Consider the following 24,408-nt stretch of genomic DNA (forward strand, 5'->3'; position numbering starts at 1 on the left):
TCAGTAGGCTGCCCGGAGCACACCGAAACCGCCACCGGGAGAGCCGCACCATGGGCAAGAAGGCCGCCAAGAAGGCGCCGCAGCGCAGCCAGTCCACCACCGCCGTCACGGGCGAGATCCCCGTGGTCGGGGCCCGCGAGAACTGCCCCTGCGGTTCGGGCCGCCGGTACAAGGCCTGCCACGGCCGGGAGGCCTCGCACGCCGTGCAGGAGCTGGTGCACCGCCCGTTCGAGGGGCTGTCCGGCGAGGCCGACTGGGTGGCGCTGCGCGAGCTGGTCCCGGCCGCGACCGTGCCGCTGACGCTGGCCGCCGGGGTGGCCGAGGCCGCCAACGGTGACGTCCCGTCCGTGACCCTGGCCACCGTGCTGCCGCTGGCCTGGCCGGCGCTGCGCCGCCAGGACGGTTCGATCCTGCTCGGCCTGCAGACCCAGTCCGCCTCCGGCGACCTGAGCCGTGACCTGGCGGACGCCCTGGAGCTGGCGCTGGCGGCCGAGCCCGGCTCGCCCGTCCCGGCCCGCCGGACCGTGCCGGGCGGCCGCCGCCTGCAGGACCTGCTGGACACCACGGCCGAGTTCACGCCCGCCGTGCACACCGGCTTCGAGTTCTGGCTGGAGGACGCCGAGACCGCCACCGGCGAGGTGGCCGCCTCCCTGGAGCGCGCCAACGCCTCGGCGATCCCGACCGAGAAGCTCACCGGCGTGGACTCCGCGTACTGGTGCGGCACCCCGGACAAGAACCACCTGCGCTGGGTGATGACCGTGCCGGAGGAGGAGCTGCTGGACGCGCTGGCCCGGCTCACCGCCGCCGACCTGTCCTCGCTCGGCCCGGACACCCGGCTGGTCGGCTCCTTCCGCGCGCACGGCCTGACCGTCCCGGTCTGGGACCTGCCGCTCGCCATGACCGCCACCGACTGCGAGAAGCCGGCCGCGGAGTTCGCCGAGCGGCTCGCCGCGACGCTGGCCGACCCGGCGCCGCTGACCGGCGAGGAGCGGCGGGCCCGCGCCAACCTGGTGAACCGTCAGGTCACTTTGAACTAAAGGGGACTCGGATCCGGGTGATACGCGTCACATTGGCCGCCGGTACGGCAATTTCCGGGCGGGCAGGGGCTCTTGGAAATTGGCGCGGGCGCGGATCCTTGTTACTGTCTAAAGAGTCCGGTCGCTGGTGCATCCCCCGTCGCCAGCGGCCGGATCTTTGTTTTCCGGCCCCGGCCCGCTCCAACGGGTGGACCGTGCCCGATCAGTACCCCGGCCGATCGGCCCGCCGGCCCGGCCGCGACCGACGCACCGGCCCCCGCCGCACCGGCCACGGGGGCCGAACGACAGGGGCCGAACGAGGCGCGGAAGCCCCGTCAGTACGCCGAGCGCCCGCTGTCCAGCTGGACCGTCGCCTCGACCAACTCCCCCAGCAGCGGCCCGACCTCGGGCAGCCACACACCGCCGTCGGCCGCCGGACGCGGCGGCAGCACCCAGCGCACCCCGCCGCCCGAGCCGCCGCCCGGCGGCAGCGCCAGGAAGCCGCCCGAGCCGTGGTAGCGCAACGAGCCCGGAACCCAAGGAAGTTGGGCGAGCATCTCGCCGAGCGCCTCCAGCGAGTAGGGGGCGACGAGCATCGCGTAGCGGCCGGGCATCGACAGGACCGGCCCCAGCGGCAGCCGCAGCGCCGCGAGGTAGGCGAGCGCCCGGGCACCGGCCGCCGCGGGCAGGCTGACCGCCGAGACCGTCCCACCGGTCGCCGCGAGCACCGGCGCGTCCGGGCTCTGCCGCTCCCACCACCACCGCACCATCCGGGCGTCGGTGGTGGCCGCCAGCAGCGACGGGTCGTGCGGGTGGGCTCCGGGGACGGAGCAGTCCGCGTCCCCGCACGAACAGTGGCCGCCGACCAGCAGCGTGCCGGGCACCACCGGCCAGCGGTGGTCGACCGCGGCGGCCAGGGCCGCGGCCAACCGGACGGAACGGACTGTCGACCGGCTCCTTGAGTTCTCGCGCATGGCGCTCGTTCCTTTCCGTGACCGCTCGGGTCGCTCCGGCCCCGCCGGCCGGCGGCCGGGGAAACGCCGCACGGGCCCGTACCGGGCCGGTGGGCTTGGCGAACGGCGTGGCGGGGATGGAGCACGGTGTGGAGCACGACATGAAAGAGCCGCGATGCGAACAGCCCTTGGAACGAGAATCCCGTATGCGACCGGATGGACGCCGCCCGGGCGCGGTTGGTTCCACCGTACGAGTGAGTGACTTCCGGCCGACCCGGCCGACGGGCGGCGAAAGCATACGATCCGGACGGCCGCGAGAGCCGTCCTGACGGTTCTGCCCGTTCTCCGGCGCTCCATGCCCGCGGGCCCGGCAGGGGCGCGCACGAACGGAGCGGGCCCCGGCCGGGCCCGGCGGGACGGAGAACCGGCCACCCGCGGCGTCATGGATCTGGACATGCCCCGAATGGCCTGTGTAGAAGTGGTGGCATTGCTGTCGATCAATGACGAGTAGTAGCGAATCGAGGCGAATCACGCCCTTTGGCCGTGCTCGCTCCCATCGGCCGTACCTGGGGGATCCGCATGACACGTACCACCGCGTCAGGAGTGGCGGCATGACTGAGTCCCACCCGTCGTCGACAGCCTCCGAGCCGGGCGATCCCCGTCGCCCCCGCGGGCTCTCGGTGCTCGACCATCCGGGCTTCCCCACGCCCCCCGCCGGACCGGCCGGGCAGCCGGGCTGCGCGGCCGACGAGCCGCCGGCCCGTACCGAACCGGCCGGCGGTACCGAACCGCCCGGCGCCCCGGAGGCCCGCCCGGCACCCCCGGCCGGGCTGCAGGACCGTTTGGCCGGACGGCTGTCCGATTTCACCAGCCTCCACGAGCACTCCGAGCGGCTGGCCCGCGCCCGCGGCCTGACGGCCACCCTGGAGGCCGTGCTGGCCTCCGGCGCCGCGCTGCTCGGCGCCGACCGCGCCCTGCTGGTCACCGCGCTGCCCGGCGGCGGCCCCAGCCAGCCGGTCGGGTACGGGCTCGACCGCGCCAGCCTCGGCGCGCTGGAGACGGTGCCCACCGAGCAGAGCCCGCTCGCCCGACTGCTGCGCGAGCACGACCGGCCCGACCGGCTGCAGTCGCGCGACCTCGCCACCGACCCCGCGATCGGCGCCCGGCTGCGCGAGCTCGCCGGCCACCTCCGCCTCGGCGGCTGCCACGGGCTGCCGCTCGTCACCGCGGAGGACGGCCCGCTGGCCGCCGTCCTCTGGTTCTACGACGAGCCCGCCGAGCCCACCGAGCGCCAGTGCGAGCTCGTCCGCCGGTACTGCGACGTCGCCGCCCCGCTGCTGGCCAAGGAACTCGAAGCGGACCGGGTCCGGCGCACCACCGAGGCGCTCTGCCGCGGCCTGCTCCCGGACCGCCTCCCGCAGCCCGCCGGCCTGCGGCTGGCCGCCCGGCTCGTCCCGGCCGGGCTGGACCGCTCGGCCGGCAGCGACTGGTACGACGCCATCCCGCTGCCGGACGGCACCGTCGGCCTGACCGTCGGCAGCGTCTCCGGCGACGGTCCGGGCGCCGGCCCCTGCTCCGCCCCCGGCGCGGCCGCCGCGATGGGCCGGGTCCGGGCCGCGCTGCGGGCGTACGCCGTCCTGGAGGGCGAGGACCCGGTCTCCGTCCTGGGGGACCTGGAGCTGCTGCTCAAGACCACCGAGCCGGCCCGCAGCGCCACCGCCCTCTACGCCTGGATCGAGCCGGACGAGCGCCGGATCACCCTGGCCGGGGCCGGGCACTGCCCGCCGGTACTGGTCACCCGGCAGGGCGCCGAGTTCGTGGAGACCTCGCTCTCCGCGCCGCTCGGCATGCTCTCCTGCTGGGAGGCGCCGGGCGTCGAGCTGACCGCCGGGCGCGGCGACACCCTGGTGCTCTACACCGAGGGCCTGGCCCGCCGCTGCGGCCCGACCCTGCACGCCGGACAGGCCAACCTGCGCCGGGCCGCCGCCGACGCCCCGCGCGACGTGCGGATCGACCCGGACCGGCTCTGCGCCCACCTGCTGGCCGTCTGCGCGGCCCGGGAGGCCGGGCCCGCCACCGACGACCTGATGGTGCTGGCCGCGCGCTTCGAGTAGCCGGCGGCGCCCGTGGCCGCGGCCCCGCGGCGGGGCTTCCCGGGCCGAGGCCGCCGGAGGCCGGGCGGCCGGGCGTCCGTACCATGGACGCACGGCCGCCCACGTGTGTCGCGATCCGACGCCCCCCGGCCCTTCGCCCGGGGGACCCCCATGGGCGGCACCCGCGCAAGGAGGCGACGTACGTGACCGAGGACCGCACCCCGGCAGTGGCCGAGAACCCCGAGGCCGCCGGCGGCGAGGAGCCGCAGGAGTTCAAGGGCCGCAAGAACGGCCTGTACTCGGAGGTCTCCGACGAGCTCGCCGCCTCGATGAAGTCCGGCTGGGCCGACACCGAGCTGCACGGCCTCACCCCGGTCGCCCAGGCCCCGTACGCCGCCGAGCGCCGCGCCCGGCTCTCCGCCGCCTTCCCCGGCGAGCGCCTGGTCGTGCCGGCCGGCACCCTGCGGGTCCGGGCCAACGACACCGACTACAACTTCCGCGCCGCCAGCGAGTACGTGCACCTCACCGGTGACCAGACCGAGGACGCGGTGCTGGTCGCCGAGCCCACCGGCGCGGCCGGCCACGACTTCGGCCTCTACCTGCTGCCGCGCTCCGACCGCGAGAACGGCGAGTTCTGGCTGGACGGCTACGGCGAGCTGTGGGTCGGCCGCCGCCACAGCCTCACCGAGCAGGAGCAGCTGCTCGGCCTGCCGGTCCGCGACGTCCGCAAGGCCGCCGAGGAGCTGGCCGGGCGCGCCAAGGCCGACGCCGTACCGACCCGGATCGTGCGCGGCTACGACGCCGGTCTGGAGTCCGCGCTCGCCGAGGTGCTGGACGCCGACAAGGACGCCGGGCTCAAGGAGTTCCTGAGCGGCCTGCGACTGGTCAAGGACGAGTGGGAGATCGGCGAGCTGCGGGCCGCCTGCACCGCCACGGTCAACGGCTTCACCGACGTGGTGCGCGAGCTCGGCCAGGCCGTCGCCACCTCCGAGCGCTGGATCGAGGGCACCTTCTGGCGCCGCGCCCGGGTCGAGGGCAACGACGTCGGCTACGGCTCCATCTGCGCCGCCGGCCCGCACGCGACCACCCTGCACTGGGTGCGCAACGACGGCGAGGTCCGCCCGGGCGAGCTGCTGCTGCTGGACGCCGGCGTGGAGACGCACAGCCTCTACACCGCCGACGTGACCCGCACGCTGCCGATCGACGGCCGGTTCAACGAGCTCCAGCGCAAGATCTACCAGGCGGTGTACGACGCCCAGGAGGCCGGCATCGCGGCGGTGAAGCCCGGCGCCCGGTTCCGTGACTTCCACGACGCCTCGCAGCGCGTGCTGGCCGAGCGCCTGCTCGCCTGGGGCCTGCTGGACGCCTCGGTGTACGACCTGGAGAAGGTGCTGGAGCTGGGCCTGCAGCGCCGCTGGACCCTGCACGGCACCGGCCACATGCTCGGCCTGGACGTCCACGACTGCGCGCACTCCCGCACCGAGGAGCACGTCGACGCGCTGCTGGTGCCCGGCATGGTGCTCACCGTCGAGCCCGGCCTGTACTTCCAGCAGGACGACCTGACCGTGCCCGAGGAGTACCGGGGCATCGGCGTCCGGATCGAGGACGACATCCTGGTCACCGCCGATGGCAACGAGAACCTCTCGGCGGGCCTGCCCCGCCGCGCCGAGGACGTCGAGGCGTGGATGGCCTCGCTGGCCTGAGCCCGACCGGCACGCCACGGGCCCGGCTCCCCGGTGGGGGCCGGGCCCGCGGCGCGCGCGCTACTTGGCGACCACCCGGACCGGGACGGTGCGGGTCCCGATGACGGTGGGCGGCCCCTGCTCGGGGGTCACCAGCGCGCTGACGGTCACCGGCATGACCCCGGCGCCGTCCTGGGCCGTCAGCTTCATCCGGTACCTGATGGTGAAGGCGTTCCCCGGTGCCAGCGGGCCGGCGTCGTCGAAGACCGGCTTGCCCGCCGCCGGCGGGGCGATGGTCAGGGCCTTCCACGATCCCGCGCCGTTCGCGCGCTCCAGCGTTCCGGTCACGGCGCCCTTGCTCCCGGCGTAGGACTCCGCGACCAGCTGGGGCACCACCTGGGCGTAGCTGGTCCGGCCGGTGTTCTTGAAGGTCACGACGAACTCCACCGGAGTGCCGTCGTTCGGGAGCTGCTGACCCGTGGTGAGACCCTCCACGGTGACGCTGATGTCGTTCTGGCCCGCCACCGAGGGTGCCTGACGGCCGCTGAGGTCGATGGTGTCGAGGATCGACACCAGACCCGGCTGGTAGTCCGGCTTGAGACCGTTCGCCGTGATGAACACCTGATCGTCCTTCAGGCCCCACATCTGGGCCGTGAAGTCCTCCCCGGGCTTGCAGGTCACCTGCCACTGCGTCTTCGAGATCGCCCGCCCGGCCACGATGTCACGGCTCTTGGCCGGCTCGCCGATCTTCGTGTAGGGCGCGGTGGGGACGTAGGGGTGTCCCCAGACCGGGCAGCTGGGCTGGTGGCTGAAGCCGGACGAGGAGTCCAGGTCGAACGCCGTCGGCCAGATCGCGTGCTCGGCCTCGTCGGCGGTGTTGTACGCGGTGATCAGCACGCCGTAGGGCGCACAGGCCTCCTGGGTCCAACCCGGCTGGGCACCCGTGGGCGCGCCCGGGCTCAGGACGCACAGACTGGTCCCCGCCGGGTCCGGCGGCACGACCCGCCAACCCGCCGGCGCCTTGAACTTCACGCCCCGGAACGTGTACGGGGTCGCGGCCGTCGTGGGTGGGGCGGTGCTGCTCTGGGTGCTGCGCGGGGTGGCGGCGCCGCCCGGGACGGCCGGCTCGCCGGTGCCCGTGGGGTCGGCCGCCGGGGCGGAGGTCTCGGTGCCGGCCGCCGTCGGAGTGTCGGCGGGGGTCGGCTCCTCGGTCGGGACCGCGCTGGGGCTCGGGCTCGCGGAGGCCGTGACGGTGGCCGCCGGGCCGGGATCGCCCCGGTCGGCCACCGTGTCGCCGCGGAAGCCGAGCACGCCGAACGCCATCGCGGCGGCCAGGCCGAACAGCGGCACGGCGGCGAGGTAGACGGGCTTGAGCCGGCGCAGCCGCCGGGTCGGGGGCGCGGCCGGGCGCAGGTCGTGTGCGGTGATCTGCATCGCTCTGGCGTTCATCGCCTCGCGGAGCAGCCGTTCCATCGGGGTGTCGTCCGGCCCGTCACCGTCACCGCCGGTCCGGCGGGGAAGCTTGTCGGTCATCGAACCTTCTCCAGATGCTTTTCCAAGGCGTCCAAGGCCCGGCTGGCGGTGGACTTCACTGCGCCCCGGGAGAGTCCCAGGGTTTCCGCTATCTGTGCTTCGGACATGTCCGACCAGTAGCGCAGCACCAGCACCTCGCGTTGGCGGGAGGTCAGCTCCCGCAGGGCGACCAGGACGCGCCGGTGCTCGTCGTTGAGCACCGCGTGCTCCTCGGCCGACGGCGCGTCGGCCTCGTGCGGGGGGACGTACTCGCGGGCGGTCTTGCGGCGGCGCAGCATCGAGCGGGCGCCGTTGACCACGCTGGTGCGCAGGTATCCGAGGGCGTTGTCCAGGTCGTCCAGCTGCTCGCCGTGGCGCTGGTAGAGCTGGGTGAAGGCCTCCTGCACGACGTCCTCGGCGAGGTCCTGGTGGTCGACCAGCAGGACGGCCATCCGCACCAGGCCCAGCCGGTGCGCGTGGTAGAGGCCGGTCAGGGTGGGGCGTTCCTCCGCCTCCTGCTTGCGCCCGCCGCGCAGCAGCCGCAGCCCCGACCGGCGCCGCACCGCCTCCTGCTCGGAGCTCGACGGGGCGCCGTCCGACGAGGCGTCCCGGGGAGCCGCCGCCCCGCCCGCCTCCCGCGCGCCGAAGAGCGGTCCGACCAGCCCGGCGCGGAGGAAGCCGCCGCTCCTCCCGCCTCCCACGATTGGCCCGATGGCCATGGACATCCGCGTTCTGCTTTCCCCCAGGGACGGTTCCCGGCGTGGACCGGACCGTCATGACACATGATCAAGATCGTGATCGGCGGGAATCCTGCCATCGCCTCGACCGCCGGCAGAACCCGCCCCCCACTGGTGATGGACGTGCGAGGAGGGCGGAGGTTGCAGGTGGTTTCGCAGAAGTTTTCGACCTGGCCGGAACGGCTACACTCACCCGCATCCCGCCACCGCCGCCCAGTCCGAGGGGACCTCATGGCCGACCAGCAGACCACCGGCCCGGTGGCCGTCGCGATCGGACGGCGGCCGGAGCCGGTGCACGATGTCGCGGTGTACGCCTTCGACGGCATGACGCCGTTCGAACTCGGCGTGGTGGTCGAGGTGTTCGGGCTGGCGCGGCCCGAGCTGAGCGGCCTGCTGGCCGCCCCCTGGTACGGGCTCAAGGTCTGCGCCGACCAGCCGGACACCGCGCTGCGGTCGGTCGGCGGCTTCTCGCTGACGGCGCATCACGGCCTGGACGACCTCGCCGCCGCCGACACCGTGGTGGTCCCCGGAGTCCCGAACGCCTTCAGCGGCGAGGTCTCCCCCGGGCTGGTCGCCGCGCTGCGCACGGCGCACGAGCGCGGTGCGCGGATCGTCTCGATCTGCTCCGGCGCCTTCGCGCTGGCCGCCGCCGGTCTGCTGGACGGCCGCGAGGCCACCACCCACTGGCGGTACGCCGAACTGCTCCAGCGCCGCCACCCGTCGGTCCGGGTCAATCCGGACGTGCTGTACGTGGACAGCGGCTCCGTCCTGACCAGCGCGGGCAGCGCCGCCGGGATCGACCTCTGCCTCCACCTGGTCCGCCGGGACCACGGTGCCAAGGTGGCCAACAGCGTGGCCCGCCGCTTCGTGGTGCCGCCGCACCGGGACGGCGGGCAGGCCCAGTTCATCGAGGCGGCGGTCCGGCCGGTCGACGAGGAGGACGACGGGATCGCCCGTTCCATGCAGTGGGCGCTGGACCACCTGTCCGCCCCGCTGACGATCTCCCTGCTGGCCCGGGCCGCCCGGATGTCCGACCGCTCGTACCTGCGGCACTTCACCGCCCGCAACGGCACCAGCCCGATGCGCTGGGTGATCAGCCAGCGCGTCGCGGCCAGCCTGCCGCTGCTCGAATCGCCGGACGGGTCGGTGGAGGAGATCGCCACCGCCGTCGGCTTCGAGAGTGCCGCGACCTTCCGGCACCACTTCGGCCGGGTGATGCGCACCTCCCCGACCGCCTACCGGCGCGGCTTCGGACGCGGCGTGGCCTGAAGCCGGGCGTGGCCCGGGCCAGGACACGGCCCGGGCCCGGCGGCCCTACGCCTGCTCTCCGGTGCGGAAGGCCGCGTTGGCGAGCATCGCGTCGTGCAGCCACTGGGCGAGGCCCGGGGCGAGCTCCTCGTAGGTGGCGGTGAACCGCGGGTCCGCGACGTACATCCCGGCGATACCGCGGTGGATCTCGAAGGTGCAGTCGTAGAAGTTGTCGCAGATGTGCTGCCGGTGGACCTCGGCGAGGTCCATGGCCGGACCGCCGTCGGCCGGTTCGCCAGCGGTGAAGGCCGCCACCAGACGGGCGTTGAGCGCGTCCGTCTCGGCCTTGATCCGCTGCCAGTCGCCCTTGTCGTAACCACCGGTGCGGCGCTGGGACTGCGCCCAGGCGTCGGTGTCGCCCCAGCGCTGCTCGGCCTCGGCCTCCCACTCCTCCCGGTAGGACTCGCCGAAGACCTCGAACTTCTCCTCCGGGGTCAGCTGGATTCCCATCTTCTGTGCCTCCATGGCGTGTTCGACGGCCGCGGCCAGGTCCTGGAGGTGGCTGATGCGGTCGGTCAGCAGTCGGTGCTGGCGCCGCAGGTGCTCGCTCGGGCTCACCGAGTGGTCGTCCAGGATGGCCGCGATCTCTTCCAGGGGGAACCCGAGTTCGCGGTAGAACAGGATCTGCTGCAGCCGGTCGAGGTCGGTGTCCTGGTACCGGCGGTAGCCGGCCGGGGTACGCCCCTGCGGGGCGAGCAGTCCGATCTCGTCGTAGTGGTGCAGGGTGCGGACGGTGACCTTGGCGATCTTCGCCACGGCACCGACCGAGTAGCCGCCGCTCATCCGGGCGCTCCCTTCTCGTTGGCCACGACTCTCCCGCCTCCCGTTGCGTGAGGGTCAAGCCCAGTCTTCCGGCGCGGCGGCGCGGGGGCGGCCCGCGCCGCGACGCCCGCCCCGCCCGGTCCGTCCCGTCCTGCCACGCCCGTCCGGTCACGTCGCGCCACGCCCGCCCCGCCCGGCCCGGTCCGCCCCGGGGGCCGTCGGCCCCGTGCGAGTCTCCGAGCGGACGGCCCCGGACGGGCCCCGGCTTCGACGAAGCCGCCTATTGCCGGGCCGGACGGCAGCCGCCAGCATGGCGCCATGACCACCACCGCTGCGCCCCTCGTACGACGGCTGGCCGCGGAGGCGGTCGGTACGGCCGCGCTGGCCGCCGTCGTGGTCGGCTCGGGCATCCAGGCCGCCGCGCTGAGCCAGGACGGCGGGGTCCGGTTCCTGGCCAACGTCGGTGCCTCCGCGCTGGCCCTGGCCGTCCTGATCGAGCTGTTCGGCCCGCTCTCCGGCGGGCACTTCAACCCGCTGGTGACGGTCGGCGCGTGGTGGGCCGGCCGGCGCGACGGCAGCGGGCCGACGCTGCCCGAACTCGGCGGGTACGCCGCCGCGCAGCTGGCCGGCGCGGTCGCCGGGACGGGCCTGGCCAACGCGATGTTCGGGCGGCCGTTCGTCGAGCCCTCCGGACACGGCCGGGACGGCGGAGCGCTCTGGCTCGGCGAGGCGGTGGCCACCGGGACGCTGCTGCTGGTGGTCGCCGGGCTGACCGGCAGCGGACGCGGCCGCCTGGTGCCGGCGGCGGTCGGTCTCTGGGTCGCGGCGGCCTGCTGGGCCACCTCCTCCGGCGGGTTCGCCAATCCGGCGGTGACCCTGGCGCGGGCGCTGACCGACAGCTACACCGGGATCGCGCCCGGCTCCGTCCCCGGCTTCGTGCTCGCCCAACTGGCCGGGGCGGTGGCCGCGCTGGCGCTGGGCGCGGTGCTGTTCACCCGCTCCGGACCGGTCCGGAGCCGGTCCGTGCCGGACGACGCGCGGGAGCTCGTCGCGGGCCGGTCCGCCGCGACCGGCTGAACCGCCGGCCGGCGCCCGAGCACCCACCGCCGTTCAGCCCGCGGCACCACCGCGCCCAGTGCCGTTCAGCCCGCGGCCCCCGCGGGCACGCGCTCGCGGCGCCGGGCGGCCCTGCCCCCGGTGTCTCCGCCGGGGCGCGGCCGGCGGCCCCGCCGGGTGGGCCAGAGCAGCACGTACGCGGCCGACAGCACCACGAAGGCCAGCCGGACGAAGCCGCGCGCCGAGTCGGACGGGATCAGCAGCGTGCCGCCGTACAGCGCGGCCAGCGCGATCCAGCTCCACCACGGCACCAGCCGCTGCTGGCCGACCGCGTCCCAGAGCAGGGTGCCGAGCAGGATCGAGGCCGTGTAGTAGGTGTAGACGCTGGGGTCGAACAGGATCCGGGCGTCCGCGCCCAGCAGGACGACGGCCGGCCACCGGCCGCGCCACACCGCGATGCTGCCCAGCGCGAGGCCCAGGCCGAACTGCAGCGGCCGGTCCCACCACGGCGTGGTCGGGTCGGTCACCCCGAACCACCGCAGCGCCGAGGCCGGCTGGTTGGGGATGGTGAACTTGGCGGCCGCCACCGTGTCCAGGTCGCCCAGGTAGAACGGCAGCCAGGCGACGGCCACCAGCCCGGCGAACCACAGCGCCGTGCGCAGCCAGGCCGGCCGGGGCAGCGCCAGGATCAGCGGGGCGAAGGCCAGCGCCCAGGGCTTGGAGTCCACCGCCAGCGCCAGGTAGACGGCGACCTGGACGGCCCGGCCCCGGCTGAGCGCGTGCGCGGCGAGGGTGGTGAAGAAGAGCGCCAGCACGTCGTCCAGGTGCGCGAAGCGGACCGAGACCTCCACCCACATCGGAATGAACGCCAGCCCGGCGACCAGCAGCCGCTGCTGCAGCCGGCGGTGGTTGGTGCCGGTGCCCAGGTAGTACCAGGCGGCGGTGCGGCCGACCAGGACGAGCATCACCAGGCCGAGCCCGGACATCGCGGCCTCGGCCACCAGCTGGCCGGTGTGCGCGGGGAACGGGCTGAAGAGCCGGGCGACGGCCAGGCTGACCGGACCGATCTGCAGTTCGGGGTGGTGGGCGTAGAGCGCGAGCCCGCCGTCGGTCTGGCCGCTGAAGAGCAGCTCCTCGCCCTGACGCAGGTAGTGCCAGGAGAAGCCGCCGCTGGGCTCGACCAGCAGGAACCAGAGGACCGTCCAGGCGACCAGCAGGACGTGGTGTCTGCGCACCGGCAGACCGGCGATCCGCCCGGTGGCGGCCTCGTAGTCGGTGGTGGACCGTGCCGACCGTGCTCCCCGCACCCCTGTACCTCTCCCGCGCCGAGCCCCCCTTCGGCCGGTCATCCTATGTGACCCGACGGAAGCGGCCGCGCCCCTCGGGTGTCCCTGGCAGGACACCCGAGGGGCGCGGTCGTCGGCCGGGCCGGGCGGACCCGGCGGTGCCGGGGCCCGGCGGGCCGGATGCCCGGGCTCGGCCCGGGCCGGCGTCAGCCCTGCTGGGCGGCCTTGCGGCGGCGGAGCAGCACGAGGGTGCCGGCGCCGACCGCGAGGACGGCGCCACCGGCGATGGCGATGCCGGTGGTGTCGTCACCGCCACCGGTCTGGGCCAGTGCCTTGTCGGCGTTGTCGGCCGCGTTCTTGGCCTTGGCGACGGCGGCCGGGGTGAGCTTCGGCGGCGTCACGGTCGGCACGGTCACCGGGAAGTCGATCGGCTCCTGGGCGCCGGTGCCGCCGGTGGACGGGGCGGAGGTGGTCGCACCGGTCGGCTGCGCGCTCGCCGAGGACGACGGGCTGGTCGACGCCGACGGGCTGGTCGACGCCGAGGTGGTGGCGGTGGGCGTCGTGGTGGGGGTGGCCGTGGGCGTGGCCGTGGCGGTCGCCGTGGGCGTGGCCGTGGCGGTCGTGGTGGGCGTCGCCGTGGCGGTCGTGGTGGGCGTCGCGGTGGCGGTGGCCGAGGGCGAGTGGCTGGGCGAGTGGCTCGGCGACTGGCTCGGCGAGTGGCTGGGCGACGGGCTGCCGGTCGGCTTGCCGGTGGTCTGGCTGGCGGTCGGGCTCGGCTTGCCGCCCCCGGCCTTGATGGTGAAGCCGGCGCCGGTGATGCCGTCGCAGCTGAAGTGGCCGTTGCCGACGGGCTCGTGGGACTGGTCGTCGAGCTGCTCGGAGAAGACGACCGGCACCACGCCGGCCTTGCCGAGCGGGGCGTCCTTGGTGAACGAGGCGCGGACCTTGATGGAGACGTCCTTGCCGCGGTTCACCGCGAGCATCGCGTCGTCGGAGTCGGCCCCGCCGAGCAGGATGAGCACCGCGTCGTCCTCGGAGTCCCCGCCGCCGGGGGCGACCGAGCCGGGCAGCCAGGCGCCGCCGGGCAGCTGGTACTCGACCTTGAGGTCGCCGGCCTCCAGGCTGCCCGCGCGGTTCTTGAACTTGAGCAGCGGGTAGAACACGAAGTCGTGCCGGGTCGAGTTGTCGATCCGGAAGGTGAACTCCCGGGCGTCGCCGCCCGCGATGAAGGTGTCCGGCACCCCGCGCACGGAGAGGTCCAGGCTCTGGCGCGAGGACTTGTCGGCCTGCGGTGCCGCGGTGGCGGACGGGGAGCCGGTGGTGCCGACGGCGACGGCGCCCTGGGCACCGGCCAGCACCATCGAAGAGGCGAGGGCGGCGGCGCCGGCGAGGGCGAAGCTGCGACGTATGGACATGGGCAAGGAAGACCTCACGGATGAGTCCGGGCGTGGCCCGGGAGCGCGGAAGGACTGGGTTGTCCGAACTGTGGTCCCCCCACGAAGCTGAAAGTCCGACGGAGACTACCGAAAGATCCAGCCAGATCGTAAGGCGGGTGCCACCCTTCGTGCACCACCCTGACCGGATACTGTCCGATTGGCCCAACTCCGTCACTCGGTAAGGCTTTTGTTCCATACCGTCAGATGACCGCAAGGTGACCGGTACACGTCCGGAACACCGCGTCCGACGGCGCCGCACTGGCGGGAAACCGCCGTCGGGCGGCCATGCTCCCACGGACCGCCGCCGGGGCCGGCCGGCCGGGCCTCCCCGCCCTCGTCGGAAAGGGCCGGCCGGTGGGTGGGCGTCAGCCCGCGAAGAAGGACTTGGCGGCGACCAGCGCCCGCTCGTCGTTCAGCACGTCGCCCGGCCGGGTGCCGTTGCCGAGCAGCGCGCCGCCCCAGCGCATGCCCATGTAGTCGGCGCAGAGCCGCAGGGTGGCGATCAGCGGGTCCGCCTTGTCCGGCTCGGTGGCCAGGGCGGTGACGGCCCAGATGGTGCCGCCGGAGAGCCGGGCGCGGAAGTCCGCCCCGGGCGCCCGCAGCCAGGCGGACCAGTGGTCGAGGTAGAGCTTGGCGCTGGTCGGCAGCGAGTACCAGTACACCGGGGCGACGAAGACCAGGTCGGTCGCGGCCAGCGTGGCGTCCAACAGGGTGCGTTCGTGGCCGGCCGGCTCGGGGAAGCCGCCGTCCTCACTGTGCCGGCGGTCCTCGAAAGGGGGCAGCGGGTGCTCGCTCAGCCGCAGCCATCGCTGCTCGGCACCCGGCGGCAGACTCGCCCCCGCGGCCAGCCGGGCCAGCTGTTCGGAGTTGCCGTCCGGGCGCGAACTGGCGTTCAGGAAGAGGAACGAACGCGGCGCAGCGGCGCCGGCGGTGTGCTCGGACATCAGGACCCCCGTGCGGATGGCGACAGAAGGCCCGAGCGTACGACAGCCCTCCGACGGGCCCGGCGGCGACTACTCCGGCAGGCCCGCCCGGCGGCGGGCGACGGCCGCGACGGCCGCCCAGTCCTTCTCGCCGTCACCGTGCGCCAGGGCGTCGAGGAAGGCGTCCCGCAGCACGCTGCCGAAGGGCAGCGGCACGTGCGCCGCGGCGCCGGCGGTCAGCGCGAGATCGACGTCCTTGAGACCCAGCGGCAGCTTGAAACCGGCCGGTTCGTACCGGCGCTCGGCGACCATCGCCCCGTAACCGGAGTAGACCGGCCCGGGGAAGAGCGTGGCGGTGAGCATCTCGACCAGATCGGTCGGGCGGACGCCGTTGGCCTCGGCCAGGCTGCACGCCTCGGCCATCGACTCGATCGCGCAGGCCAGCAGGAAGTTGGCGCTGATCTTGGCGGTGTTGGCCTGGCGCGGGTGCTCGCCGAAGTGCCACGTCCGCCGCCCCATCGCGGCGAGCAGCGGTTCGGCCAGGGCGAGCGCCTCCGGGGCCCCGGCGGCCAGGATGTTCAGCTCGCCGGCCGCCGCCACGGGGGGCCGGCCGAGGACCGGCGCGGCGACGTAGCCGATGCCGTGCTCGGCGTGCAGGGCCTCGGCCCGCTCCGCGAGCGCCACCGAGACCGTGGCCATGTTGACGTGCAGGGTGGCCCGGGCGCCGGCCAGCAGGGCCGGATCGAGCAGCAGCCGCTCGAACGCGGCGTCGTCGGCGAGCATGGAGACCACCGCGTCGGCGGCGAACGCACCGGCCGGCCCGTCGGCCGCCTCGGCGCCCCGGTCGACCAGCGCGGCCACCGGCCCGGGCGAGCGGTTCCAGACCCGCACCCGGTACCCGGCCCGCAGCAGGCTGGCGGCCATGCCCTGCCCCATCGCGCCGAGCCCCACGAAGCCGACCGTCGTCACTGCCATCGCCCACTCCCGTCGTCGCCGCCCGGCGGACCGCGCCACGGACCGCCGGGCCGGAGCCACCGGTACGGCGAACCGGGCACGTCGAAGCGGGCGGGCCGGTCCGACGGAACCGTCGGATCACGATCCATGCCGCCCCGACTGTACGTCAGCCCGCCGCCCCGGCCGTGCTCAGGCGCACGCGTGCTCCGGCAGCCGGGCCCGGCCCGACTCCAGTTCGGCGACGACCCGGTGGCGCAGCAGTTCGTACTGGGCCTGGAGCCGGCCCGGGCGCTGCGGGCGGGCGACCGGCCGGCCGGGGCCGACCCGCTCGTCGGGGCCGAACTGCTCGCGGGTGAGGTCGATCTCGAAGCCGGTCGCGAACCGGTTCCACCAGTGCAGGTCCGTCCGGACACCGCCGACGTGCACCTCGCCCATCATGAGCTCGCCGCCGAGCAGGTCGTGCAGGACCATCGCGGTGACCCCGCACTGGCCGCGGGCGGGATTGTCGGGATGCCAGTGGGCCAGGTCCTCGGGCGCACAGGTGTCGACACCCCAGGAGGAGCGGATCGCACGTTCGATGTCGTTGAGGGTCCACGCCGTCATAGCGGGAAGCCTGCCACGCCCCACTGACAGCGGCACAGGCTTTTCAGTGGGCCACCCCGTGTTCTGCGGTGACCTTCTCGATCTTCACCCGTACGAGCAGCTCGCCGGGGACGCCGTTACGGGCGCCGTACTGCTCGGCGAGTTCCTCGCCCATGTACCGGGCGGCGATCCGGGTGGCCCAGTCGCGCACCTCGGGCAGATCGTCGCTCAGCCGGGCGGTGCCCTGGACGAGGGCGTAGGAGAAGGGCGGCCGGTCGTCGTCCACGCAGAGCATCACCCGGCCGTCGCGGGCCAGCGTGCGGCCCTTCACCGTGCCGGCGCCGGTGTTGAACACGATCTCGTCGCCGTCCAGCAGGAACCAGACCGGCGCGACGTGCGGGCGGCCGTCGGCCCGGGTGGTGGCGATCTTGGCGGTACGGGTGCCGGCGGCGAGGAAGGCGCGCCACTCGGTCTCGGTCATGTGAGGCATGCGCCCATCCTGGCCGCTGCGGCGCTCCGGCGCACCGGGTTCCCGGGGTGACCGGGTTCCCGGGTGACCGGGTTCCCGGGTGACCGGGGCGGATGCGCTGGGCGCGGGCGGGCGGCGGGCAGCGGCGCGCGGGCATGCCGGCGCACCGGAGCGGTCGGGGGTCCGCTCCGGTGCACCGCGTCGCGTCGGGCGCCCGCGCGCCCGCCGGGCGCTACTTGCCGAGCGCCGCGACGCCCGCCTGGGCGAACTGCTCGTCCAGGTCGCCGCTGGGCGCGCCCGCGACGCCGATGCCCGCGATCGGCGCGCCCTTGGCCTGCACCGGGGCGCCGCCGGCCAGGAACAGCGTGCCCGGGATGTCCTTGAGGTTCGGCGCCTGCGCCAGCCGCTTGGCCAGCTCGGAGGTCGGCGCGTTCCAGGAGACCGCCGTGAACGCCTTGCGCTCGGCGGACTCCGGCGACTGCGGGCCGGCGCCGTCACCCTTGAGCAGCACCCGGGTGATGCCGTCGCGGTCCACCACCGCGACCGTGACGTGCTGGCCGGCCTTGGTGGCCGCGTCCAGGGTGGCCTGGGCGGCCTTGGTGGCGGCCTCGATGGTCAGGCCGGTGGTCTGGGTGAGGTTCTTGTTCTGGGTGTCGGCCTTCACCGCGGCGGCGGCGGCCGGGGCCTCGGTGGTGTCCGCACTGGCCGAGACGGCGCCGACGGTGGCGGCGGCCAGCGCGGCGGCGGCGACGGTACCGGTCAGCACACGGGTACGCAGGGAGGTCTTCTTCATGGTCGGGCTCCTCGTCGGATCGGTCGGTGCCACGGCCGGGATCTGGGGGCCAGGTCGGGCTCGGCGGCTTCGGTACCGATCCTCCGGCCGCCGGGCCCCCGGGCACATCGACGGTCCGGCGGCCGCTCGCGCGCAGGATGGAGGACGGTCCCGTCAACCGATCGGCTGATGCGCGGCCCGGTCGGACGGGTCACCATCGAGGGATCGGACCAGGTCAGCGCGGTGGGCCGGAGTGCCGCCCGCAGAGAGCCGCCCGCAGAGGGGCGACCGCAGAGTGGAAGGAGCCGCTTCGTGCCGCAAGACCGTCCCGCCGGCGGCGAACCGGCCACCGGTGCCGCCGCTCCGCCCCCCGCGGGCCCGGCGGCAGCCCCCGACCCGGCGGTCCCGCCCGGACCGGCGAACCCATCCGACCCGGCGGACCTTTCCGGCCCCGGGGCCGACAATCCGGACGACGGCCGGCTGGCCGTCCTGCTCGACTCCGCCTTCCTGCTGCTGCTCGCCACCTCGCTCGGCCGCTACCTCAGCCACCACCCCGGCAACCCCCGGATCCCCTGGGTGATCGGCCTCGGCCTCGCCCTGGCCGTCGCCCAGCCGGTCGGCTCCTGGCTGGCCCACCGCCGCCCGCCCGCCCCCGGGCGCCGTCGCAGGCTCTGGCCGCTGGCCCTGGTGGTCGCCCTCTGGGTCGTCCTGGTACTGGTCGCGCCGAGCTTCGCCTGGTGCGCCGTCCCGCTGGTCTACACCGCCCTGCGCACGCTGCCCGCCCGGGCGGCGATCCCGCTGGTGGGCGCGCTCACCCTGCTGGTGGTGATCGGCGAGGTCCGGCTGCCGGGCGGGGTGGACGCCAACCTGGTGCTGCTGCCGCCGGCCGTGGCAGCGCTCGCCACCGCCGTCTTCCTGTACATGGAACGGCAGGCCGAGCGGCAGCGGGCGCTGATCGCGGACCTCGTCCGCACCCGGCGCGAACTCGCCGCCACCGAGCGCCGGGAGGGCACTCTGGCCGAGCGCGAACGGCTGGCCATGGAGATCCACGACACCCTGGCGCAGGGGCTGTCCAGCCAGCAGATGCTGCTGCAGGCCGCCGACCGCACCTGGGAGGCCGATCCGGCGACCGCCCGTGCCCATGTCCGGACCGCCGCCGAGGTGGCGGCCCGCAACCTCGCGGAGGCCCGCCGCTTCGTCCACGACCTCGCGCCCGCCGAACTCGCCGACGGGCGCACCCTCGACCAGGCGCTGCGCTCGCTCGCCGAGCGGGAGTCCGCCGAGAGCGGGCTGCCGGTCCGGTTCCACCTGGACGGCGCCCCGGTGCCGCTGCCCGCCGCCGCGCAGTCCGCGCTGCTGCGGATCGCCCAGGGCGCGCTGGCCAACGTCCGGGAGCACGCCGGGGCCTCGGCCGCCGCGCTGACCCTGTCCTTCCTCGGCGACCAGGCCGTCCTGGACGTCGCCGACGACGGCCGGGGGTTCCGGCCCGCCCGGCCGGGCGGCGGCTCCGGCGCGCCGGAGCCCGGCAGCGGCGGGCGCGGGCACGGTCTGCCCGCGATGCGGGCGCGGCTGCGCCAGCTCGGTGGCACGCTGACCGTCGAGAGCACCCCCGGCGAGGGCACCGTCGTCTCCGCCGCGATCCCGCTGGAGCCCCGACGAACCCCCCTGGAGCCCCGATGAGCACCGCCCCCTCGACCCCGCCGGTGCGGCTGCTGGTCTGCGACGACCACGCCGTGGTCCGGGCCGGCCTGCTGGCGCTGCTGGCCAGCGCCGGTGACATCGAGGTGGTCGGCGAGGCGAGCACCGGCGAGGAGGCGGTCGCCCTGGCCGGTGCGCTGGCGCCGCAGGTCGTGCTGATGGACCTCCAGCTCGGCGAGGGCATCGACGGCGTCGAGGCCACCCGGCGGATCACCGCCGCACCGGGCGCGCCGCACGTCCTGGTCCTCACCACCTACGACACCGACGCCGACATCACCCGGGCGATCGGGGCGGGCGCCACCGGCTACCTGCTGAAGGCCGAGCGGCCCGAGGAGCTGTTCGCGGCGGTGCACGCGGCCGCGCGCGGCCGGACCGTGCTGTCACCGCCGGTCGCCACCCGGGTGATGGCTCAGATGCGGTCCCCCGTACCGCAGTTGACCGAACGTGAGCAGGAGATCCTGGCCCAGCTCGGACAGGGGCTCGGCAACCGGGAGATCGCCCGGGCGCTGTTCATCAGCGAAGCCACCGTGAAGACCCATCTGGGCCGGATCTACGACAAGTTGGGCGTGGACACCAGGGCCGGTGCGGTGGCCGTGGCCAAGGAGCGCCGGCTGCTGCGCTGAGCGCCCGTCCGGTGCCGCTGCGTGCCCGTCCCGCCCCGGAGTGTCGGATTCCGCGCCCCCGGGTGCCCCGCCCCCGAGTGTCGGATTCCGCGCCCCCGGGAGCCCCGCCCCGGGCCCGCCGTTCGCCCGGACGGGTGAGGCCGGAGACCCGTGGCCACCCTCCTCCGACACCGTTTCCTCACGCACCCGGAGCACCCGCGCCGGAGTCGGCACGCCCCGGCACCCGGCCGCTGACGGCGCACCGCCCGCCTGCGTCCCACCCTCGGGCCGCTCTCGGCCCGCCCTCGGGCCGCCCGAACACGCCCGCCGGAATGTGGATGTTTCGTGGAACTCTCTATTGACAAACCAACCACTCGGTTTGTTAGCGTGGAGATCAACGACGCCTCCGGTGGTGGGGCCTCGCCGGGGTCTGTGCGAACCATCCTCGCCGGAGGGTGGCTGCCAGGGGGGTGCGGCGGGGGACCGGAGAGTCGGGGGGTACGGCGCGCCGATGCCGTGTGCGGAGAAGGCGCGGAGCGAGTCCGGGGGGACTCGCTCCGCGCCTTCTCAACACCCACCGGCCCAGGTCAGCCCAGGGCGCTCCAGAACGGACAGCGGATCTCCGGCAGTGCCGCCGATCCGCCTACCGCGCAAGGGACTTCGGGACCGCCGGGCGCACCCCGCACCGGCTCCGAACGGGCCACCCCCGGCGAGGTCGCGGTCAGCCGGGCCTCGCCCAGGACACCGAACTCCAGCGCCAGCCGGTAGCCGTCCGGCGTGACCGCGGCGACTCCGGGCAGCTCGCGACAGGCGTTCACCGAGGTGATGGTCCAGCCGCGCCGCCGCCACCCCGCCTCCACCATGGCCGGTAACTCGCCCCGCCGGGCGCCCGAGATGATCGTGACGATGTCCCGGCCGCGGCCGACGTACCACTGGACGCCGCCGTCGGCCGGTCCGGAGCCCGGCGGCGGCAGCCGCGCACCCGCACGGGGTGCGGCGTACCGCCAGGACAGCGCCGGCCGGACGGCGTCCAGCGTCCGCTGCAGCAGCCACTCACAGCGTTCGCCGGCGGCCACCTGGTCCACGACCGTCCGCGCGGGCCGCGCGAACGGCCCGACGGGCTCCGGGCACCGGGGACCGGCCGGGTTCTCGACGTTCACTTCGGTTCCACCTGACTGCACCGGGCCCTCCGCGCTTCTCCCGGTGCTCGGCCCGGGAAGGGATTGCGTCACTCCGTGGACGGCGCGCCGAACCGGCACAGTTCCCCGCCCCGCCCGACACGCCGGACCGGCCCGGTCGACCGCCCCGCCCGGCCGCGCCGAACCGACACCGGACACCTCGTGGTCTTCGAGCACTCCGAGGCCTTCACCCCCCACGGTCCGCACCTTCCTCGCCGCCGCGCGACCTGGCAGTGACCTGCGTCACATTCACGGCCGCCCTCGTCACATTCCCGGCGTCCGATCCGCTCAGAGGGTGTCGCGAACGAACGCCACCCCTCACAGACAGGAGGCAGCCGCAGATGAAGCTCACCATCCTCGCCGCCACCGGCGGCATCGGACGACACCTGCTCACCCAGGCCGTCGCGGCCGGCCACGACGTCACCGTCGTGGTCCGCACCCCGGCCAGGCTGGCCGACCCGGCCGGGAGCGGCCGCGCCCCGGCCGGCGTCCGGGTCGTCCGCGCCGATCTGGCCGTCGCCGAACCCGCCGAACTGCAGTCCGCGGTCGCCGGCTCGGACGCCGTCCTCTCCGGCCTCGGCGCCCGCTCCAGCGCCGAGGCCGGTGTCGCCTGGCGCGGCACCCGGGCGGTCATCACCGCGATGCGCGAGGTGGGCGCCCGGCGCCTGATCGTGGTCAGCGCGGCCCCGATCGGCGCCGTCCCCTCCCCCGCCCGCCCGCGGCCGCCCCGGCACGACCCGGGCGACGGCTTCTTCATGCGCCACCTCGCCGCCCCGCTCACCCGGGCGGCCCTGCGCACGCACTACGCCGACCTGGCCCGGATGGAGGACGAGATCCGCGCCGGCGGGCTGGACTGGACGATCGTCCGCCCGCCCCGGCTCACCGACCGTCCGCTCACCCGGGACTACCGGACGGCGTACGGGCGCAACCTCCGCCGCGGCCTGTCGGTCGCCCGCGCCGATGTCGCCCACTGCATGCTCGGCCTGGTCGACCGGCCCGATTCGGTCCACCGGACCGTCGGCATCGCCGACTGACCGGGACCCCACCCCTGTTCCCGACCCATCGTCAGACCCCCGGCCGAACTCCGCCGACCGCTCCGGCCGGCGGGGCCCACGACGGATTGCGACGGCGCGCCCGATGAACGACAACGACTCCCTGGCCCGGCGGTTCGAGCAGCACCGCCCCCATCTGCGGTCGGTGGCCTACCGGATGCTCGGCTCCCTGAGCGAGGCCGAGGACGCCGTCCAGGAGACCTGGTTCCGGCTCAGCCGCTCCGACGCCTCCCGCGTCGACAACCTGCCCGGCTGGCTGACCACCGTCGTCGGCCGGGTCTGCCTGGACCTGCTCCGCTCCCGCACCGCCCGGCGCGAGGCCCCGCTGGACACCCATGTGCCCGACCCGGTGATCACCCGCGCGGACACCGCCGACCCCGAACAGGCCGCGCTGCTGGCCGACTCGGTGGGCCTGGCCATGCTGGTGGTGCTGGACACCCTGCCGCCGGCCGAACGGCTCGCCTTCGTCCTGCACGACATGTTCGCGGTGCCGTTCGAGGAGCTCGCCCCGATCGTCGACCGCACCCCGGCCGCCACCCGCCAGCTCGCCAGCCGGGCCCGCCGCCGGGTCCGGGGCGCGGCCGCCCCGGAGACCGACCTCACCCGCCAGCGGGTCGTCGTCGACGCCTTCCTCGCGGCCTCCCGCAGCGGTGACTTCGACGCCCTGGTCGCCCTGCTCGACCCGGACATCACCCTGCGCGCCGACGTCGGCGCCACCGGGGCCGGCGGCTTCCCCGGCATCCAGCACCTCGTCCACGGCGCGCCCGCCGTCGCCCGGCAGGCGCTGCTCTTCCGCGGCCTGGCACCCTTCGCCCGCCCGGCCCTGATCAACGGCGCGCTCGGCCTGGTCACCGCCCCCGCCGGGCGGCTCTTCTCCGTCCTGGCGCTGACCGTCGTGAACGACCGCATCACCGAGATCAACCTGCTCGCCGACCCCGACCGCCTTCGCGACCTCCCCGTCCCGCCGCTCTGAGCGGGGCCACCGGAGGAAGAGCAGGAGCAGGAGCAGGAGAAGCAGCAGGAAAAGCAGCAGCACACTTCACCTTCGCCCGCAAGACCCGTGACAGAACGTCCGATAATCGATCCTGCCGGGAACAGGAACTGATCGGTCGTCAGTTCACGGAGAGAGCGGGCCCACTCGTACCGCCAGCCCCGTTCGACGCGAATGAACGACCAGGAGACGATCGTGCGCATACTCTTCACCGGCCCGGCCGCGCCCAGCCACCTCTTCCCGATGGTGCCGACCGCGCAGGCCCTGCGCGCAGCCGGACACGAGGTCCTGTTCGCCAGCCCGAAGCCGATGGACCAGCTCCGGCAGGCCGGCTTCCCGATAGCCGAGATCGGCGACGGCCGGCCACTCCGGGAGGCCTTCGAGGAGGCCACCGGCGAGGAGGCCCGGTACTCCAGGCCGGACCTGGACCAGGACCAGATCTTCGACATGGCGGCCGCCGCCTTCGCCCACGCCTCCCGCTCCACCGTGGACGACCTGCTCGCCGTCGCCGGCGCGTGGGAGCCCGACCTGCTGATCCACGACTCCTGCCTGGCCTCCGCCCAGCTGGTCGCGGCCAAGCTCAAGATCCCGGCGGCGCTCCAGAACTTCGGCCTCACCTCCGGCCTCGACCTGGCCGGCCGGCTGGCCACCCACTTCACCGACGTCTACGAGGCGCACGGCGTGGCCGGCCCCGCCGAGACCACCCCGCTGGACATCGTCCCGGCCTCGCTCGGCGGCGACGGGGGCGGTCTGCGGATGCGCTACCTCCCCTACAACGGCGGCGGTGTCGTCCCCGGCGACCTGCTGCGCCGCGGCACCCGGCCGCGGGTCGCCGTCACCCTGGGCACCGTGGTCGCCGAGATGGACGGCGTGCACGCCATCAGCCGGCTGATCGAGGCCGCCGCCGGGGTCGACGCCGAGTTCCTGCTCGCCGTCGGCGAGGCCGACCTCAGCCACCTCGGTCCGCTCCCGGCCAACGTCCGCCCGCTGCCCTGGGTCCCGCTCGCGGAGCTGCTGCGCGTCTGCGACGCCGTGGTCCACCACGGCGGCTCCGGCAGCACGCTCACCGGTCTGCAGGCCGGCGTGCCCCAGCTGCTCCTCCCCCAGGGCGCCGACAACTTCGCCGTCGCCGACATCCTCACCGCCACCGGGGCCGCCCTGCGCTCGGCCTCGGCCGACGTCGACACCGCCCTGCTCACCCGCCTCGTCGAGGACCCGGCGCTGCGCGAGGCCGCCGCCCGCCTCCGGGCCGACAACGAGGCCCTCCCCACCCCGGCCGCCCTCGTCCCCGACATCGAGGCCCTCGCCGCCGCCCCGCGCTGACCCGGCCCACCCCGCGGGGACGC

The 24,408-nt window shown here is 75.1% G+C and carries 22 protein-coding genes; 10 read left to right on the forward strand and 12 right to left on the reverse strand.

The window, feature by feature from the left end; all coding sequences use genetic code 11:
* Nucleotides 1–50: 50 nt before the first annotated feature.
* Nucleotides 51–1,037 carry a DUF5926 family protein gene (locus ACIF6L_RS03495; protein ID WP_329488675.1) on the forward strand — a complete coding sequence of 329 codons (987 nt, stop codon included), beginning with the start codon at nt 51–53 and terminating at the stop codon, nt 1,035–1,037.
* Nucleotides 1,038–1,351: 314 nt separating this feature from the next.
* Here ACIF6L_RS03495 and ACIF6L_RS03500 read toward each other — a convergent pair whose 3' ends face one another.
* Nucleotides 1,352–1,990, reverse strand: coding sequence for a bifunctional DNA primase/polymerase (locus ACIF6L_RS03500; protein ID WP_329488676.1), 639 nt, complete (start codon nt 1,988–1,990; stop codon nt 1,352–1,354).
* A gap of 590 nt (nt 1,991–2,580) precedes the next feature.
* Between ACIF6L_RS03500 and ACIF6L_RS03505 the strand changes: the two genes are divergently transcribed.
* Together ACIF6L_RS03505 and ACIF6L_RS03510 are read left to right on the forward strand one after the other, a co-directional pair.
* Nucleotides 2,581–4,083, forward strand: coding sequence for a PP2C family protein-serine/threonine phosphatase (locus tag ACIF6L_RS03505; RefSeq protein WP_396486022.1), 1,503 nt, complete (start codon nt 2,581–2,583; stop codon nt 4,081–4,083).
* Between the two features lie 182 nt (nt 4,084–4,265).
* Nucleotides 4,266–5,765, forward strand: coding sequence for an aminopeptidase P family protein (locus ACIF6L_RS03510; protein ID WP_329488678.1), 1,500 nt, complete (start codon nt 4,266–4,268; stop codon nt 5,763–5,765).
* Between the two features lie 60 nt (nt 5,766–5,825).
* Here ACIF6L_RS03510 and ACIF6L_RS03515 read toward each other — a convergent pair whose 3' ends face one another.
* Both ACIF6L_RS03515 and ACIF6L_RS03520 read right to left on the reverse strand, forming a co-directional pair.
* Nucleotides 5,826–7,277, reverse strand: coding sequence for a hypothetical protein (locus tag ACIF6L_RS03515; protein ID WP_396486023.1), 1,452 nt, complete (start codon nt 7,275–7,277; stop codon nt 5,826–5,828).
* Entirely contained in the window at nt 7,274–7,981 is a 708-nt protein-coding gene (locus ACIF6L_RS03520) for an RNA polymerase sigma factor (protein WP_396486024.1), read from the reverse strand. The genes ACIF6L_RS03515 and ACIF6L_RS03520 overlap by 4 nt, the downstream gene beginning before the upstream one ends.
* A 243-nt stretch (nt 7,982–8,224) precedes the next feature.
* On the opposite strand from ACIF6L_RS03520, the gene ACIF6L_RS03525 reads away from it, so the two are divergent.
* Nucleotides 8,225–9,262 (forward strand): helix-turn-helix domain-containing protein, encoded by a 1,038-nt coding sequence (locus ACIF6L_RS03525; RefSeq protein WP_396486025.1) that lies wholly within the window; start codon nt 8,225–8,227, stop codon nt 9,260–9,262.
* A 45-nt stretch (nt 9,263–9,307) separates the two neighbouring features.
* On the opposite strand, the gene ACIF6L_RS03530 is transcribed toward ACIF6L_RS03525, so the two are convergent.
* The gene (locus tag ACIF6L_RS03530) at nt 9,308–10,084 is read right to left on the reverse strand and encodes a MerR family transcriptional regulator (protein WP_352290416.1); all 777 of its coding nucleotides are present in this window, start codon (nt 10,082–10,084) and stop codon (nt 9,308–9,310) included.
* Between the two features lie 297 nt (nt 10,085–10,381).
* Between ACIF6L_RS03530 and ACIF6L_RS03535 the strand changes: the two genes are divergently transcribed.
* Complete coding sequence (locus ACIF6L_RS03535; protein WP_396486026.1) at nt 10,382–11,140, forward strand: aquaporin; 759 nt, start codon at nt 10,382–10,384, stop codon at nt 11,138–11,140.
* Nucleotides 11,141–11,205: 65 nt separating this feature from the next.
* Here the strand turns inward: ACIF6L_RS03535 and ACIF6L_RS03540 are convergent, their stop codons facing one another.
* The 7 genes from ACIF6L_RS03540 to ACIF6L_RS03570 form a co-directional block, all read right to left on the reverse strand.
* Nucleotides 11,206–12,426, reverse strand: coding sequence for a hypothetical protein (locus ACIF6L_RS03540; RefSeq protein ID WP_396486027.1), 1,221 nt, complete (start codon nt 12,424–12,426; stop codon nt 11,206–11,208).
* 185 nt (nt 12,427–12,611) lie between these two features.
* Nucleotides 12,612–13,820 carry an LPXTG cell wall anchor domain-containing protein gene (locus ACIF6L_RS03545; RefSeq protein ID WP_396486028.1) on the reverse strand — a complete coding sequence of 403 codons (1,209 nt, stop codon included), beginning with the start codon at nt 13,818–13,820 and terminating at the stop codon, nt 12,612–12,614.
* Nucleotides 13,821–14,206: 386 nt separating this feature from the next.
* Entirely contained in the window at nt 14,207–14,785 is a 579-nt protein-coding gene (locus tag ACIF6L_RS03550; RefSeq protein WP_329488685.1) for an NAD(P)H-dependent oxidoreductase, read from the reverse strand.
* 69 nt (nt 14,786–14,854) lie between these two features.
* Nucleotides 14,855–15,739: an NAD(P)-dependent oxidoreductase gene (locus ACIF6L_RS03555; RefSeq protein WP_396486029.1), complete on the reverse strand. Its 885-nt coding sequence runs from the start codon at nt 15,737–15,739 to the stop codon at nt 14,855–14,857.
* Nucleotides 15,740–15,907: 168 nt separating this feature from the next.
* A complete protein-coding gene (locus ACIF6L_RS03560) occupies nt 15,908–16,321 on the reverse strand; it encodes a hypothetical protein (protein WP_329488687.1) in 414 nt (137 codons plus the stop codon).
* 43 nt (nt 16,322–16,364) lie between these two features.
* Nucleotides 16,365–16,781, reverse strand: coding sequence for a PPOX class F420-dependent oxidoreductase (locus tag ACIF6L_RS03565; protein WP_329492168.1), 417 nt, complete (start codon nt 16,779–16,781; stop codon nt 16,365–16,367).
* A gap of 220 nt (nt 16,782–17,001) precedes the next feature.
* Nucleotides 17,002–17,562: a heme-binding protein gene (locus ACIF6L_RS03570; RefSeq protein WP_329488688.1), complete on the reverse strand. Its 561-nt coding sequence runs from the start codon at nt 17,560–17,562 to the stop codon at nt 17,002–17,004.
* Between the two features lie 291 nt (nt 17,563–17,853).
* Between ACIF6L_RS03570 and ACIF6L_RS03575 the strand changes: the two genes are divergently transcribed.
* Both ACIF6L_RS03575 and ACIF6L_RS03580 read left to right on the forward strand, forming a co-directional pair.
* Nucleotides 17,854–19,221 (forward strand): sensor histidine kinase, encoded by a 1,368-nt coding sequence (locus ACIF6L_RS03575; protein WP_396486030.1) that lies wholly within the window; start codon nt 17,854–17,856, stop codon nt 19,219–19,221.
* Nucleotides 19,218–19,862, forward strand: coding sequence for a response regulator (locus tag ACIF6L_RS03580; RefSeq protein ID WP_396486031.1), 645 nt, complete (start codon nt 19,218–19,220; stop codon nt 19,860–19,862). The genes ACIF6L_RS03575 and ACIF6L_RS03580 overlap by 4 nt, the downstream gene beginning before the upstream one ends.
* Nucleotides 19,863–20,428: 566 nt before the next feature.
* On the opposite strand, the gene ACIF6L_RS03585 is transcribed toward ACIF6L_RS03580, so the two are convergent.
* Nucleotides 20,429–21,001: a hypothetical protein gene (locus tag ACIF6L_RS03585; RefSeq protein ID WP_396486032.1), complete on the reverse strand. Its 573-nt coding sequence runs from the start codon at nt 20,999–21,001 to the stop codon at nt 20,429–20,431.
* 359 nt (nt 21,002–21,360) lie between these two features.
* On the opposite strand from ACIF6L_RS03585, the gene ACIF6L_RS03590 reads away from it, so the two are divergent.
* The 3 genes from ACIF6L_RS03590 (at nt 21,361) to ACIF6L_RS03600 (ending at nt 24,385) form a co-directional block, all read left to right on the forward strand.
* Nucleotides 21,361–22,053: an NAD(P)-binding oxidoreductase gene (locus tag ACIF6L_RS03590; protein WP_329488692.1), complete on the forward strand. Its 693-nt coding sequence runs from the start codon at nt 21,361–21,363 to the stop codon at nt 22,051–22,053.
* A 103-nt stretch (nt 22,054–22,156) separates the two neighbouring features.
* Entirely contained in the window at nt 22,157–23,044 is an 888-nt protein-coding gene (sigJ, locus tag ACIF6L_RS03595) for an RNA polymerase sigma factor SigJ (RefSeq protein WP_396486033.1), read from the forward strand.
* Nucleotides 23,045–23,257: 213 nt separating this feature from the next.
* A complete protein-coding gene (locus ACIF6L_RS03600) occupies nt 23,258–24,385 on the forward strand; it encodes a nucleotide disphospho-sugar-binding domain-containing protein (RefSeq protein ID WP_396486034.1) in 1,128 nt (375 codons plus the stop codon).
* The last annotated feature ends 23 nt before the right edge of the window (nt 24,386–24,408 follow it).

Origin of the sequence: Kitasatospora sp. NPDC086009, from assembly GCF_044540385.1 — a bacterium.
Classification (GTDB): Bacteria; Actinomycetota; Actinomycetes; order Streptomycetales; family Streptomycetaceae; genus Kitasatospora.

Coding starts and splice junctions, on each gene's coding strand:
- ACIF6L_RS03495 (WP_329488675.1), top strand. CDS start 51: ATGGGCAAGAAGGCCGCCAAGAAGGCGCCGCAGCGCAGCCAGTCCACC.
- ACIF6L_RS03500 (WP_329488676.1), bottom strand. CDS start 1,990: ATGCGCGAGAACTCAAGGAGCCGGTCGACAGTCCGTTCCGTCCGGTTG.
- ACIF6L_RS03505 (WP_396486022.1), top strand. CDS start 2,581: ATGACTGAGTCCCACCCGTCGTCGACAGCCTCCGAGCCGGGCGATCCC.
- ACIF6L_RS03515 (WP_396486023.1), bottom strand. CDS start 7,277: ATGACCGACAAGCTTCCCCGCCGGACCGGCGGTGACGGTGACGGGCCG.
- ACIF6L_RS03520 (WP_396486024.1), bottom strand. CDS start 7,981: ATGTCCATGGCCATCGGGCCAATCGTGGGAGGCGGGAGGAGCGGCGGC.
- ACIF6L_RS03525 (WP_396486025.1), top strand. CDS start 8,225: ATGGCCGACCAGCAGACCACCGGCCCGGTGGCCGTCGCGATCGGACGG.
- ACIF6L_RS03530 (WP_352290416.1), bottom strand. CDS start 10,084: ATGAGCGGCGGCTACTCGGTCGGTGCCGTGGCGAAGATCGCCAAGGTC.
- ACIF6L_RS03535 (WP_396486026.1), top strand. CDS start 10,382: ATGACCACCACCGCTGCGCCCCTCGTACGACGGCTGGCCGCGGAGGCG.
- ACIF6L_RS03545 (WP_396486028.1), bottom strand. CDS start 13,820: ATGTCCATACGTCGCAGCTTCGCCCTCGCCGGCGCCGCCGCCCTCGCC.
- ACIF6L_RS03550 (WP_329488685.1), bottom strand. CDS start 14,785: ATGTCCGAGCACACCGCCGGCGCCGCTGCGCCGCGTTCGTTCCTCTTC.
- ACIF6L_RS03555 (WP_396486029.1), bottom strand. CDS start 15,739: ATGGCAGTGACGACGGTCGGCTTCGTGGGGCTCGGCGCGATGGGGCAG.
- ACIF6L_RS03560 (WP_329488687.1), bottom strand. CDS start 16,321: ATGACGGCGTGGACCCTCAACGACATCGAACGTGCGATCCGCTCCTCC.
- ACIF6L_RS03565 (WP_329492168.1), bottom strand. CDS start 16,781: ATGACCGAGACCGAGTGGCGCGCCTTCCTCGCCGCCGGCACCCGTACC.
- ACIF6L_RS03570 (WP_329488688.1), bottom strand. CDS start 17,562: ATGAAGAAGACCTCCCTGCGTACCCGTGTGCTGACCGGTACCGTCGCC.
- ACIF6L_RS03580 (WP_396486031.1), top strand. CDS start 19,218: ATGAGCACCGCCCCCTCGACCCCGCCGGTGCGGCTGCTGGTCTGCGAC.
- ACIF6L_RS03590 (WP_329488692.1), top strand. CDS start 21,361: ATGAAGCTCACCATCCTCGCCGCCACCGGCGGCATCGGACGACACCTG.
- sigJ (WP_396486033.1), top strand. CDS start 22,157: ATGAACGACAACGACTCCCTGGCCCGGCGGTTCGAGCAGCACCGCCCC.